General features: G+C 38.6%; 12 protein-coding genes. 3 read left to right on the top strand and 9 right to left on the bottom strand.

The features are described from left to right. Together ftsB and IE199_RS05935 are read right to left on the bottom strand one after the other, a co-directional pair. Complete coding sequence (gene ftsB / locus IE199_RS05940; RefSeq protein ID WP_189768234.1) at positions 1-294, bottom strand: cell division protein FtsB; 294 nt, start codon at positions 292-294, stop codon at positions 1-3. A gap of 76 nt (positions 295-370) precedes the next feature. Beyond that, on the bottom strand, positions 371-991 hold the full coding sequence (locus IE199_RS05935; RefSeq protein ID WP_189768232.1) for a hypothetical protein: 621 nt from the start codon (positions 989-991) through the stop codon (positions 371-373). A 194-nt stretch (positions 992-1,185) separates the two neighbouring features. Here IE199_RS05935 and IE199_RS05930 point away from each other — a divergent pair, with 194 nt between their 5' ends. Next, a complete protein-coding gene (locus IE199_RS05930; RefSeq protein WP_189768230.1) occupies positions 1,186-2,091 on the top strand; it encodes a mechanosensitive ion channel family protein in 906 nt (301 codons plus the stop codon). A gap of 62 nt (positions 2,092-2,153) precedes the next feature. Here IE199_RS05930 and eno read toward each other — a convergent pair whose 3' ends face one another. Beyond that, on the bottom strand, positions 2,154-3,446 hold the full coding sequence (gene eno, locus IE199_RS05925) for a phosphopyruvate hydratase (protein WP_189768228.1): 1,293 nt from the start codon (positions 3,444-3,446) through the stop codon (positions 2,154-2,156). Between the two features lie 118 nt (positions 3,447-3,564). After that, on the bottom strand, positions 3,565-5,208 hold the full coding sequence (gene pyrG / locus IE199_RS05920; RefSeq protein WP_189768226.1) for a CTP synthase: 1,644 nt from the start codon (positions 5,206-5,208) through the stop codon (positions 3,565-3,567). A gap of 244 nt (positions 5,209-5,452) precedes the next feature. Here pyrG and IE199_RS05915 point away from each other — a divergent pair, with 244 nt between their 5' ends. Continuing rightward, the gene (locus IE199_RS05915; protein ID WP_189768224.1) at positions 5,453-6,037 is read left to right on the top strand and encodes a DUF4202 domain-containing protein; all 585 of its coding nucleotides are present in this window, start codon (positions 5,453-5,455) and stop codon (positions 6,035-6,037) included. Between the two features lie 4 nt (positions 6,038-6,041). Here IE199_RS05915 and IE199_RS05910 read toward each other — a convergent pair whose 3' ends face one another. The 4 genes from IE199_RS05910 to IE199_RS05895 all read right to left on the bottom strand — a co-directional run bounded on the left by IE199_RS05910 (position 6,042) and on the right by IE199_RS05895 (position 11,273). Then, the gene (locus IE199_RS05910; protein WP_189768222.1) at positions 6,042-6,425 is read right to left on the bottom strand and encodes a YbaN family protein; all 384 of its coding nucleotides are present in this window, start codon (positions 6,423-6,425) and stop codon (positions 6,042-6,044) included. A gap of 116 nt (positions 6,426-6,541) precedes the next feature. Beyond that, positions 6,542-6,952: a hypothetical protein gene (locus IE199_RS05905; RefSeq protein ID WP_189768220.1), complete on the bottom strand. Its 411-nt coding sequence runs from the start codon at positions 6,950-6,952 to the stop codon at positions 6,542-6,544. Between the two features lie 52 nt (positions 6,953-7,004). Beyond that, positions 7,005-8,090 carry a metallophosphoesterase gene (locus IE199_RS05900; RefSeq protein ID WP_189768218.1) on the bottom strand — a complete coding sequence of 362 codons (1,086 nt, stop codon included), beginning with the start codon at positions 8,088-8,090 and terminating at the stop codon, positions 7,005-7,007. Between the two features lie 105 nt (positions 8,091-8,195). Further along, entirely contained in the window at positions 8,196-11,273 is a 3,078-nt protein-coding gene (locus tag IE199_RS05895; protein ID WP_189768216.1) for a TonB-dependent receptor plug domain-containing protein, read from the bottom strand. Positions 11,274-11,668: 395 nt separating this feature from the next. Between IE199_RS05895 and IE199_RS05890 the strand changes: the two genes are divergently transcribed. Then, a complete protein-coding gene (locus tag IE199_RS05890; RefSeq protein ID WP_189768214.1) occupies positions 11,669-13,810 on the top strand; it encodes a winged helix-turn-helix domain-containing protein in 2,142 nt (713 codons plus the stop codon). On the opposite strand, the gene IE199_RS05885 is transcribed toward IE199_RS05890, so the two are convergent. Beyond that, positions 13,811-14,815: an ABC transporter permease gene (locus IE199_RS05885; protein ID WP_189768212.1), complete on the bottom strand. Its 1,005-nt coding sequence runs from the start codon at positions 14,813-14,815 to the stop codon at positions 13,811-13,813.

Here is a 14,815-nt window from a genome sequence, read left to right as displayed (position 1 = left end):
TTAGCCTTCATCATGATGTTGTTTACTCGGGATAATTCTAAAAAATGTTTCGTTGGCTTTGATCATACCTAGCTCATTTCGAGCACGTTCTTCTATTGCTTCCACGCCAGATTTTAAGTCATCAGTATCGGCATAAAGAAGTTTGTTACGTTGTCGCAGTTTGTCGTTATCTTCTTGCTGGCGAATAATTTCGTCTTCGAGCGCCAAGTAGTCAGGCACACTATTTTTGCCAAACCACAATCGGTATTGCAGCATTAGCAAAAAAATGATCAAAACAATAGAAATAATACGCATGAATGATTTGAAGCTCTTATCGTTATAGTTGCTATTATAAGAACAGCAAGCGCTGTGTAAACCTAGTTTGTTTAATTCATTGCTTTATTGGCAAAGGTTGTTTGAAATTACGCCAGTTTATTGCACAGGAAAGCAGTAACTCTCTTAAGGTTGGAATTGTTGGATTAGCTTTATGGTCATTAATCCAAGTATGGCCAGTACAGGCTGCCGTCATAACTTTTTTATTGGGCTTTAGTAATTTAACGGGTTTGTCATTATCCTGGCTTTGCATATCAAACCAGCCAAATACATTGGTACGAAAACGACTATTTTCTGTGTCAATTCTATCTATTGAATCTAAAACAATATGTGACTCTTGAGCTATTGGTACAACCAAGCCATGTGTTAAGTTAAACGAGTTATACCATTGATTAACCTGGTCAATATCTTGGCCAGTTAAAGGCATATGTGAAGCTTGTTTTGCCGACCAGCTGGCATTTTGAAGATCAATATCTAATGGTGATTCAACTTCTAACATTCTAGAGGCTGTACGTTTAACGTAATAGGGTAAACTTTTTAACCGGTTTTGAAGGGATGAAGTATTACTGATATCAAGTAAAACAAAATGAGCAATTTCGCGTTCATAAAGCGCACAGCAAAGCTCTGCGAACTCGCCCGATTGCACTTCATTTTGCCATAGTGATACTTGCTCAGTCATAAACGTTTAATACCAATGGGAACAACACATCTCACCTACTGTTCATAGTTTAAGCATATTTCACAGTGAATTAAAGATAAAGTTATTGGCAAAACTTTAATATATTCAGCGAAATAGCTGATTACTTATCACGGTAAATTGATCTACACTAACCAAATCAACACCTAAAATACTGTTACCAAGGAAACCTCCTGATGAATACAGAACAAGCAACCGCAACAGATGCGAGCAATCAAGCCCCTAATTTAGACCCTAGTGTTTTATTACAAGATGAACTCAATCTAATCAGTCACGCTTATCAGGTGACGGTAGAGTTTTTTACCAATTACACCTTCCAGCTAATTGGCGCCCTGATCATTTTTATTATCGGTTTTATCATCGCAGGTAAAATCGCAAAAGTTGTATTAAAGCTTTGTCAAAAACACAATCTTGATATCACTCTAAGTCAATTCTTAGCAAATACCACCAAAATGATTATCGTGGTGCTGATCACTATTGTTGCTTTGGGCAAGTTAGGCATTAGTGTGACACCATTTATTGCTACCATTGGTGCATTATCTTTAGGCGCAGGTTTAGCACTGCAAGGGTTATTGGCCAACTATGCTGCCGGTTTTAACATTATTTTAATCCGACCTTTTGTTGTCGGTGACACTATTACAGTGCAAGGGGTAACGGGTATAGTAAAAGAAGTGTTATTAGCCTATACCATTATTGCTGATGAAGATAATGTAGAAATCACCATTCCAAATAAACACATTGTTGGTGAAGTATTACATAACTCAAAACATGATTCGCTGTTAGAGCTAACCGTTGGCATTGCCTATAAAGAAGATCCGCTATCTACTATCGAAATTCTGCAAGCGGCAATAGACAAATTAGATATCGTCAGCGATGCCAAAAAACCTCAAATAGGTATTGATGAATTTGCCGATAGCTCAATTAACATTGGATTAAGAATTTGGACGCCTACAGAAAGTTTGTATGATTCAAAATACAAAGCCAATAAAGCAATTTATCAAGCCTTAAAAGATGCCAACATCGAAATACCATTCCCACAACGCGATGTGCATTTAATTCAAGCCAGCGATAAAGCTGCGTAAAAATAGGCAATAAAAAAGCCACGTGATAACGTGGCTTTTGCTATAAAAACTAAGGGTATACCTTATTGGCCTTTAACTTCACTTAAACCGTTAAATACCGCTTTATCACCTAAAAATTCTTCAATACGTAATAATTGGTTGTACTTAGCTACGCGGTCTGAACGACATAAAGAACCCGTTTTGATTTGACCCGCTGCGGTACCAACAGCTAAATCTGCAATTGTTGCATCTTCTGTTTCACCTGAACGGTGTGAAATAACCGCAGTGAAACCTGCTTCTTTAGCCATACGAATAGCAGCTAAAGTTTCAGTTAATGAACCAATTTGGTTGAATTTGATCAGAATAGAGTTACCAATACCTTGTTCGATACCACGTGCTAAAATCTTCGTGTTAGTTACAAATAAATCATCACCAACCAATTGCACTTTGTCACCAATCAAGTCAGTTAATACTTTCCAACCATCCCAGTCAGACTCGTCTAAACCATCTTCGATAGAAACAATTGGGTACTTAGCTGAAAGGTCAGCAAGGAACTTAGCAAAACCTTTAGAATCAAATTGTTTACCTTCACCTGCTAGGTCATAAACGCCATCTTTGTAAAATTCTGAAGATGCGCAGTCTAATGCTAGTGTTACGTCTTTATTCATTTCGTAACCGGCATTTTTAACTGCAGTTTCGATTACTTTCAACGCGTCTTCATTAGATGCAAGGTTTGGAGCAAAGCCACCTTCATCACCAACTGCGGTATTTAAACCTTGGCTTGAAAGTTCTTTTTTCAACTGATGGAAAATTTCAGCACCCATACGCAATGCTTCTTTAAAGCTTGCTGCACCTACAGGCTGAACCATGAATTCTTGAATATCAACGTTGTTATCAGCGTGCTCACCACCGTTAAGAATGTTCATCATCGGAAGTGGTAGTGAGTATTGGCCAGGTGTGCCATTAAGATCAGCAATATGTTCGAATAACTGTACTTTCTTTTCCATTGCAGCCGCTTTAGCGTTTGCTAAAGAAACCGCAAGAATAGCATTAGCACCAAACTTTTCTTTGTTTTCAGTGCCGTCTAAATCAATCATGATTTGATCAATTTCAGCTTGAGCAATGGCGTTTTTCCCAATAATGGCTGGAGCAATATGATCATTTACCGCTGCGACTGCTTTTAAAACACCTTTACCTAAATAGCGTGTTTTATCACCATCGCGCAATTCTAGCGCTTCACGAGAGCCTGTTGATGCTCCTGATGGAGCACAAGCACGTCCCCACGCGCCAGATTCAAGGTAAACATCCGCTTCTACTGTTGGGTTACCACGTGAATCCATAACTTCACGAGCAATTACTTTACTGATTGTTGCCATTACTTTTCCTCGGTTTCCTTGTTCACTACAGCCAATGAACACACTCAATTAGCCAGTGTTTAAAATTATTTGTGATTTAAAATGCAAAACCGCAGCCAAAAGCTACGGTTTTAATTGATTATGCGTCGTTTGATTTGTTTTTACTGTGCTCGTATGAGGCAGCAACAAAACTCTCAAACAGTGGGTGTCCGTCACGCGGAGTTGAATTAAACTCAGGGTGGAACTGACCCGCAATAAACCATGGGTGATCTGGGATCTCAATCACCTCAACTAAGCTTTTATCTGTCGATAAGCCCGAGAACACTAAGCCAGCTTTGCTGATTTGATCTCGGTAGTTATTATTTACCTCATAACGGTGGCGGTGTCTTTCATAAATTGTTTCACTGCCATATACGTCACACGCTTTGGTACCTTTCAATAAGTGACACAATTGAGAGCCTAAACGCATAGTGCCGCCAAGATCAGAGTTTTCGTCACGACGTTCCACTTGGCCCGCATCGTCTAACCATTCATTGATTAAACCAACTACTGGGTAAGGAGTTTCGGCATTAAACTCGGTACTATGTGCACCTTCCAAACCAGCAACATTTCGAGCAAACTCAATTAACGCTACTTGCATACCTAAACAGATACCTAAGTATGGGACTTTATTTTCACGAGCATATTGCGCCGCTAAAATTTTACCTTCAACACCACGCTCACCAAAACCGCCAGGAACAAGAATCGCGTCTAGACCTTTTAGTAAATCAGTGCCTCTAGATTCAACATCTTGTGAGTCAACGTATTTAATTTTAACTTTTAATTGGTTTTTTAAGCCCGCATGTTTTAATGCTTCGTTAACAGATTTGTATGCATCAGGTAACTCAATGTACTTACCTACCATACCAATAGTTACTTCACCGATTGAGTTCGCTTCTTGATAAAGTACTTTTTCCCACTCAGATAAATCAGCTTCTGGTAAATCTAAACCAAAACGCTTAGCAACTAATTGGTCGGTACCTTGCTCTTTTAAAATAGCTGGAATTTTGTAGATTGAGTCAACGTCACGCATTGAAATAACAGCGCGATCTTCAACATTACAGAATAGCGCGATTTTGGCACGTTCATTAGCAGGAATTGCATCCGGGCTTCTACAAACAAGAAGATCAGGGAAAATACCGATAGAGCGTAACTCTTTTACTGAATGTTGAGTAGGCTTAGTTTTAATTTCACCAGACGCAGCTAAATAAGGCACTAATGTTAAATGCATGTACATTGCACGCTCACGGCCAAGTTCAGTACCTAATTGGCGAATCGCTTCCATAAACGGTAATGACTCAATATCACCTACAGTACCACCAACTTCAACCATCGCAATATCAGCACCCTCGGCACCTTCAATCACACGACGTTTGATATCGTTAGTAATATGAGGAATAACTTGAATTGTTGCCCCTAAGAATTCACCTTTACGCTCACGCGCTAGAATATCTTGATAAATACGACCTTGCGTAAAATTATTGCGCTTAGTCATTTTGGTGCGAATAAAACGTTCGTAATGACCTAAATCTAAGTCAGTTTCAGCACCATCTTCAGTGACAAATACTTCACCGTGCTGAATTGGGCTCATTGTCCCTGGGTCAACGTTTATATATGGGTCTAGCTTTAGCATGGTTACCTTTAAACCACGCGCTTCAAGAATTGCGGCAAGTGAAGCTGCAGCAATACCTTTACCAAGAGACGATACAACGCCACCTGTTACAAAAATATATCTAGTTGTCATGCGTTACCCAGAGTCAGGAAAATTAGAAAAATTTGCTTTTTGTGTTGATATGACAGGCAGAATGGATATTTTGCCGTCCCAACAAGACGGGAGAGCATTATACGCATTTAACCACGCAACAACAACACAAAGTTAGCACCATTCTATAGAAAATAGCTGATATTTTTATGAGGTAAAGCTTGACCATAAGAAAGCGAACACTAATATTTAAGCCAAGTAGTAACTTGCGTTGAAGGAGCAAGTCATGACAAACCAACGATTAACCGATGTAATCGCCGCTGTCGATAAAATAAATCAGCAAGATCCTAATAAAGAAGAGTTTCAAGGCAAAAATTATGCAAAAGAATATTTATACAGCATGCGCATGTCGGTGATGCTAGATAAATATTGGCCTGACTCAGACGAATATTTAAAAATAGCGGTGCGTGCGCAACACATAAAACGTTGGCACATTCCCAGAATTAACTTTCCGCAGGGTAAAGAGGGATATTTACTGTGGCGCAAAGAATTAGGGATTTATCATGCACAACTTGCCGCACAACTGATGTTAGACCAAGGATATTCAGAGCATGAAGCTCAGTTAACAGCCAATATCATTAAAAAAGAAAAATTCAAACGTAATCATGACGCTCAAACTTTAGAAGACGTAGCATGTTTGGTATTTTTGTCTCACTACTTCGATGCATTTGCAAAAAAGCACGAAGAAGACAAGATTATCAGTATTTTACAAAAAACTTGGAAAAAAATGTCTGCTCGAGGCCATGAAATAGCCTTGAAGTTAAAGCTCCCTGATCATTTAGCAAATTTAGTGAACAAGGCGCTAAGTTAACAACTTAGCTTTTAGTTTGCTTTGATACTTGATAATTACCATTAGACACGGGCAATCGGTAAATAAAAATAAAAGGCCCTGCTATTAATGCGATAACCAGCAATTTCAACCACATATTATCCATCATATAAACAGACCAAGAAGCGGCCAACACCATCGATATCAAGGCGACTACTTTGCCTCGTTTTGGGATGCTTCTTGATTCCTGCCAATGATAAATCAGTGGTCCAAAAACTCTATTTTCAAGCAGCATTTTATGTAATCTTGGGGATGACTTAGCAAAACAAGCGGCGGCAACCAATAAAAATGGCGTGGTAGGTAATAGGGGTAATACTGCCCCTAATGCAGCTAAGCCTACAAAAAACAGACCGACAATTTTTAACAACAAATCAGCTACTCCACCACTTTAATATCTACACTGAACATGCTTTTTTGCAAGTATAGCATTTGTGCCACTCTGTTTAATGTTTGTGGTTAAATCAATGTGTGATTTTGCATTATCATTTAGGGTATCTTTGCAGAATTGTCAGCAATAGAACTTTTGAATACCTTATTTTCCAAGTTCACTTCATCACCTGTTGCTGTTTGTACATTCGAAAGGAAATTAGTAAAAAACACTCTATCTTTATCTGATAAAGCGTTTACGACATTTAAATTTTTCATTTGATTAAGTTCAAATTGCCAAAGGCTATCACAAGAATGATAAACAGCGGCCATTTCTGATTTATCTAATGCATTTTTAACTAAACACTTTGCTTCAATTTCAAATGGTTTAGCACTAAGCTCAAAAGTTGCATTGTCAAGCTGGTAAATGACGCTTCTGTGCATGTAGTCAGAAGGAATAACTTTAGTATTGTTTGAACATCCTAACGTTAGAATACTGAATGCAGTAACAGAACAAAAAGTTTTTAACATTATTAACTATCCTTAGTTTTTAATAAATTAACAGAAAATATTGTGATAATTTTTAATCCAGTTTTATTTTTTCCCCATTTAAAGTAGCACGCCACTTAGTGTTGTTTTCAATGATCAGTAATTCACCATACGCCCCGCGTTTAATACTTGAGTCTATGGCGATAACACGGCCTTGGTGTTTCGTTAATACTTGCTTTTGAGAGGTATGCCCAACAATTAAATGATCAACTTCAAAGTGTTTAAGCAATAAATCAATCTCTTGACTCGTTGCACCGTTATCTTTGAAATAACCACGGTACCAAATAGGTCCATTCGTACGATGTAAATAATTGCCCCATTCAGACCTAGGTTTATTCAATTCAAATTTAACTAAGTTTTCTTTGAAAATTCGATTAATACTTTCTAAGCTCATTTTTTCTCTGGCAAGATCTGGGTGAAAACCGCCATGAGCAAATAAGTTATTGTTGATTTTAACTAATACTGGCTTGCTACGTAGCCATGCCCCCAATATCGTTTTTTGTGTTAGTAGTTTATCTAAGGTTTCACCAAGTATTTGCTGAACTTCGACATATTTAGGATGTAAATATCGCAAATCGCCATTCATCACCATTACTTCATGATTACCCAGCAATAAATGAAGTTTACCGCCAGCCTCTTCTGCCTGCTGTTCTAATTTATGTAAAAACCACAAAATTTCAGTTACTTTGTCACCCCGGTCAAAAATATCACCAGTGATAACAAAGTGCCCTTTACCAAAGGTCCAGTTACTTGCTGTATCGATAATGCCATTATTGACTAATAGTCGATGCATCAAGTCGTATTGACCGTGAAAATCACTTACTGCGACGATTTTTTCAGTCGTCGTATATTCAAGTACCTTTTGTTCAAGAGCTGGTTTTGACGTTAACTTTGCAGGGTAATTACAATCAGAAACCGTCAACGGTAAATCACTTTTTGAGTAAAGCTGAGTGACCAAATTTCCCTGTAATACACACCTAACCTGCATGTTATTGTCCGCCGCCTGAATATACGGCCCATCATTAATTTGTTCGGGGTCTATATTGTTTGCTTGGGCGGAAATGCAAAAACCTAGCCCTAAGAGGCTAGCAAGAAAAGAAGTTCGAGAATTAAACGGCATAGAAACTTTCCAAATAGAGATAAAATTCACATCCTAGTAAATTTGCGTAGTAAAAAATGTGACGCAACAGTCACAATCCTTGTGACTGTTGCCCAGAGAGTAGTTTTAGAATTTAACCTCTGCACCAGCAAAGAAGTAACGTCCCATACCTCGGCCAAATGCACTTGCATAATTACCGGTATAACCACGCATAAATGGGCCTACATTATCAAAAATATTGTTTACCCCACCATATAGTCTTAATGTTCCTTCATTTTCTAAATCCATTTTGTATGACACAGACAAGTCATGACGAATGTAAGAAGGAATATTATAAAACTTAGGCGCTTCTGGATTCTCCACACAGCTTTCTAGCCCAGCAGCACAGTTTGCATCATTCTTAGTAAAGATACCGCCGTCACCATTTTCATCTAAAGGTGCATAGTAATCTTTTTGATCTTCTAAGCTGTGGATCATGCTATCTTTCCATTTAGCACTCCAACGTACGCGCCAAGCATCATCGTATGTCCAAGTAACTGACGCTGAAGCTTTATCTTTAAAGATACCATTAGCCATGTCGCCAAGGTAATTATTGGTTTGCTTACCGTCATTAGTTTCAAATGTTTTTGAATACTCAATCACATGCGTAATATCAGCTTTGAACTTTAACGAGCCCATATCACCCAAGTCATACTTGTAAGCTGCTGCGATGTCGTAACCACGAGTTGTTAGCTCATCAACGTTAAATGAACGTTGCAGAATTTCAATAATGTTACCTTCTGCGTCACGCGTGATATCGTTACAAAAGTTATTACTCGCACCAAATGGGGTGTCAGAAGCATAACACTGACGAATAATGTCATTATTATCGATTTGTGCTATTGCGTCGCTAACCGTTATGTCGTAATAATCAACAGCAACTTGGACACCTTGGAAAATTTCAGGTGAAAGTGACAAGCCAAACGTATAGGTATCGGCAGTTTCTTCTTTTAACTCGCCATTCCCCGTGTTTGGTGAATAGCCAGTATTTCGATCTTCAAATTCAAAATTCGGATCTTGTGCTAACAATTGTGCCAATACAGGATCTTGTCGACAGCTGTCATGGCCAACATTTGTAGACGTAGCAGTTAAACCATCACAGATGTCATCAAACGAATCGTAATCTCCGCGTGGTGGCGATAGTAATTCAGCAATACTTGGTGCACGTTGCGCACGAGCGTAACTACCACGGAACATGTAGCCATCAGCAATTTCCCAAACAACAGCAAGGTTGTGACTTCCTACAATGTTAGAATCTGACCAACTGTAGTCAGCAAAGCGAGAGGCAACGGTAACATTTAACTCTTTAGCAAACTCTTGATCCTTTAATACAGGAATAGCTAGTTCACCAAAGATCTCTGTCACGTTAACATCACCAGAAAACTCAGGAACAATGTTAAAGGTAATACCACCATATTGCTGATCATCACTTACACGTAAATCTTGCTTATCTTTACGGTATTCTGCACCAAATACAGCACCAACAGCACCTGCTGGTAATTCAAACAAATCTCCAGCCACATAACCTACGATATTAAATTGTTCTACTGTTGAATCTATAACAGGATTGGCGCGAATGTAATTTGCCATTTCAGGCGTAATTGAACCTTCACCAAATAAGTTTAAAGGCACGCAACCTTCAGCTCGTGCAGCTTCACTTTTACACTGGATAGTTCCATCGTCCAAGCGCTCTGCTTGAAGAGCTTCTCTAACACGAAGAGTATTTAATTCATTTAAGCGAGTTTGATCTTGCGTTGTACGACCATATGATGCCGAGATATCCCAATCCCACTCACCGTTGAACACAGTACCTTGTAAACCACCCCAAGTACGTAATGTTGTACGCTTGTTGTCAGTAGTTACAGGCCCTACTTCACTAAAACGGCGATCCCAGTAGATTCGATCTCTATAAAGCCCAGCGTTTCTGATTTCTTCTGGTACAAAAGGGTTATCCATTGGAATATAGCCCGGTGCTACGCGACTAGGCGCTCCTGTAACAGGATCAATGACTAATGCTGCAGCACCTTCATAATCATCTTCTGGAGATTTTACATTAACCGATTTATTTTCACTGTATTGAATTTGATAATATGCAAGCACATCGTCCGTCACTTCAAAATCTAATTTTAACGCTGCTGACAATGCTTCATCAGGTACTTTTAACCACTCGTATTGATTTGCATGAATACCGTATTTTTCTTCGTTATCTTTCCAATCATTACGTAATGTTTGTCCGTCGTACCAAAACTGAGTGTCATTACGACTTGTTTCACCAAATACGCCACCAGGTAAGCCGTCACTGCGATTTCGCCAGTCTGCTTTCGTGATATCTCGCATACATTGGTAATCATTTTCAGTTAGCATTTGGTTACACATCAACTCAGCGTTGTATCTAAACACATCTTCTTGTTGAGCTCGTTTACGATCCCAATAATCTAAACCCTTTTGCTCATCAAAACTGGCACTGAAAAATAAGTAACCACGGCTATCAGCAAACTCTGTACCGTAGTCTAAGTCTAAACTAATTTCTTCACCGCCACCCTCATGGCTATCGCCATAACGGCCTTTAAAAGCAAAGCCTTCCTTGTCTTTTTGAGTAATAATATTTACAACGCCAGCAATAGCGTCTGAACCATAAGTTGCTGATGCACCACCAGTAATGATTTCAACTTTTTGAACCATGCCAGCAGGAATAGTACTTAAACTAACATAGTTACCACTATAACTATTTGATACAGTTCGGCGACCATCAATCAATGTAAGTGTTCGGTTAGAACCTAAATCTCGCAAATCAATTGTCGATAAACCCGTTACCGATACATAAGATTGACTGTTAGTGTTTGCTACACCCTCTGCAATTTGTGGTAACTCTTGAACGAGAATTTCAGACAATGAACCTAAGCCAGTATCTTCAATTGCCTCTACACCAAGTGTAGCCATTGGTGTGGCAACACTGAAACTATCACGTCGTAAACGAGAGCCCGTTACTGTAATTTTTTCAGTTTTGTCACTTTTAGCTTGTTCTGAGGTATTATTTTCTGCTGTTTGTTGCAATTCAACTTGTGATAATGCTTGCTCTTGAGCAGCGAATACCGGACCTGAAATTGCAACAGCAGTACTAAATATGGCACTTTGTACGGCCATCGTAACTAGCGTTTTGTTCATATGGTTTCCCTTCATTTATTGTGTTTTTATTATGTTGATTTAACTGCTAAAGGCTTTTTCTATATAAATAGGCTAAAGCGTTTCGAGCACTTAATTTCAAACGATTATGTTGTTACTATGTGGTTTTAAAAAATTGAGGGGAAATAGACAATCTGCGGGGCGTCTTTTCTACATCTATTTAACATCTATCTTAAGATTTACAAACACTTATCAAAAGCTCAATAGATATCTTTATTTTTAATTTTTGCTGGTAAAAAAACAAAATGTATAGTTTATATTCGTTTACATTTTTAACTTGAAATTGCATTTGTAAGAGAGCATTGAAATCGCTATTATCACAAAGATAGATAACCTTTCACGACTACAACAACATCAATAAGTGACTTGACCCAGCTATGAACAAAAACGCCGTATTCAATATTGGTAATTGTAAAATCATCCCTATTGAATATGCTATTGAGCACCTAGGCGAAGAAAAACAGTCTGTTCAACCCAAGTTTATAGAAGTGTTATGTTATTTAGCTGAGCATTACCCTAGAGTCATTCCACGTGAAGAGCTAATTGAAAATGTGTGGGATGGAAACTCGTACGTTGGAGAAAAAGCGCTAACCAACGCAATTTGGCACCTACGCCAAAAGCTAAAGCATGACGATGGTGACGATGAGGTTATAGAAACCATTCGTAAAGTCGGATATAGGCTGCTTATTGCTCCGCAATTTAAATGTGACGACTCTACCATTTCAGCTGATGAAGCTCCCGACATCTCGAGCAGTCCAAACAAGCGTCGATTAATCATTGGTGCTAGCCTGTTGACCATTTTATTTGTCTTAGCGATGGCATTTACATTAAACACATTTCAGCAAGAACTTCCAGATCCGGTGATTGAACAAATCACCAAAAATCCAGGGACAGAATTGTTCAATGCCCCCTCGCCCGATGGCAGATTTGTTGTTTTTAAATGGATCAACAGACAAGGTATTGGCAACCTATATCTCAAAGACAGAAGAAACCTTGGGCTTCCACCTCAACAACTTACGTATGGTAGTGACTATTTAGGACATTCGGTATGGAGTACTGACGGAAAATACCTTTACTTTTCTCGTCGAAGCATAAGTAAAAACACTTGTGAGATTGTTCGGTTGCAAGTGAAAACTAAACACGAAGTGGCTCTGAAAGAATGTCCTGTTTTATCAGGATATTTGTATATTGATATATCACCGGATAATAATACATTGGCGTACTTAGGTATTTCAGATACCGATGAAAATTCTGGTATATATTTGTTAGATCTACTGAATAAAGATAGCGAACCGGTTCGTTTTTCTTGCAGTAACAATTGTGATTATCAAGAGCGCGATTTTGCATTTTCACCGGATGGCAAAACATTAGCGGTAACACGCCGTTATAACCGATTTGAAGAAAATATTTATCTAGTTGATATCAAAACCCAGCAGGCGAAGCAAATTACCTTTAAATCAGCAGATATTGTTGGCCTAACTTGGCACCCAAATGGAAAACAAATTGTTTACGGTATACAACACGCAGATAACCGCCAAGGCTATGTTTATAATATTGAAAACGAAAAGACCAAGGCGTTAAATATACTAGGTTTTAGTTACCCAGCTTTTTCTTTTAAAACTGCTGAGTTGTTTTACCAACAAAGGCGAGAAAAATACTCGATAGCACAGCTTACCTTCGATACAGACGTAGCCTCTTTGCCGTTCCCAATTCACCAATCTCAGTTTAAACATCACTCGCCGGATTACTCTGAGAAAGCAGGTAAACTTGTTTATGTGTCGAATGAGTCAGGGCATTACGAGCTTTGGCTTTCAGATCAAAATGGCGACAACCGAAAACAAGTTACTTTTTTTAACCAAACGGTGAGATATCCTCGTTGGTCAAGAAGTGGTAAAAAGATTGCATTTTTAGCACCTTCAGATTCTGCAAAAGCAGACAAAATCTATATACTTGACTTAGCAACGAAAAAGCTGAGTATGTTGCCAAGCAGCCATAAAACTCATAACCGACCTACTTGGTCATGGGATGATAATGCAATTATTACCACCATTTACCAAAAAGAATTTAAAGATTTACACGCATTAGATATTCAAACCGGCCAAAGTGTTCGCTTAACTTTTGACGGCGGTAGAATGGGCGTCATGACCTCCCCCACTACGTTGATATATACAACAAAAAATAGTGGACTCTGGCAAAGAGAAGTATCAACCCAGGTGCCAAACACACCAGATCAGAAATCGTTAGAAAAAGTCTCAGCTAAAGAATTTCAGACTACATATGCTTGGGAATACACCCCACAAGGCATTTACTATCGCCAAAATAAAGGTGAATTTCAGTTGTTATCTTTTTATGACTTCAATGAACAACAATCTAAAGCGCTAATTAAACTACCTAGAAATACGTTGGCGTACGCTAGTAGCCTGTCGTTTATACCGTCAAAAAATAGTTTATTGTTTACGCAAGCGGACATGCCACAATCTGATATCAAAAAAGTGACACACCCGTTAATTCTGAAGTAATTACCGCTCTGTGTTCCAATTAAACAAATAGGCACCTAGCGCTAAAAACACTGCCGACATAACAGCCATCACAGCCAAGTGATAGCTTATATCAGCTAATGTAGCGCCTTCAGTAATTATTTTTCGCGCGCCTGCCACTAAATGAGTCAATGGCAAAATATCCGCAAAGGCTTTGATACTGTCGGGCGCCCCTTCCAAACTAAACCATACACCTGAGAGCATCATCATCGGCCAAGACGCTAAATTAAGTAAACCACCAATCAATTCTTCACTTTTACTTCGACTTGCTACAACTAACCCTAAAGTGATTAAACTAAATGCGCCTAATAGCCCAACAAGAAACAGATCAAAGTAACTTCCCAGCATGTAAAAATCGAAAAAGAAATTGCACCCTATGTAAATTATTGTGGATGTTGTCATAACGATAATGGTACGTGATACTAACTGAGCACTGACAAACTCTAACGCTGTAAGCGGTGTTGCTTTAAGTCTTTTCAATACAGCATTTTTTCTATATCGAACGATGACGTAGCCAACACCAAATAGGCAACTAAACATCATATTCATGCCCAAAACGCCGGGCAATACCCAGTCGACATAACGTATTTTCCGCCCTTGAGTACTAAGTTGCTCAAAGTCTTGATAGTTTGATTGAAAAATTTTCTCAACTAAATAACCATTAGGCGAATCTTGATTTACCCAGTATTGGCGCTGCTCAAAGTCAATCAACATATCTATACTGTGTTGAGATAGTTTAGTTTTTGCCAGTTCAATATCGCTATAGTCAATAAAATCAATATGTTTAGTTTTAATAAAACTGGAGTCAACTTGTGTAAGGTTCAAGACACCAATTTTGTATGCCGCTTTACCATCACCTGAAAAAACAAATGATAAAACCACCAATAGCAACACAGGAAATGCCAAACTCCAGCCAAGAGAAGACTTATCACGAAAAAATTCAATGTTACGTGCCTTAACGACAGCAGTGAAACGTTTAAAATTCAT

The organism is Thalassotalea marina (genome assembly GCF_014656435.1).
Lineage (GTDB): Bacteria > Pseudomonadota > Gammaproteobacteria > Enterobacterales > Alteromonadaceae > Thalassotalea_C > Thalassotalea_C marina.
The sequence above is the reverse complement of the archived record's forward strand: the minus strand, read 5'-3'. Positions and strand labels throughout refer to the sequence as shown.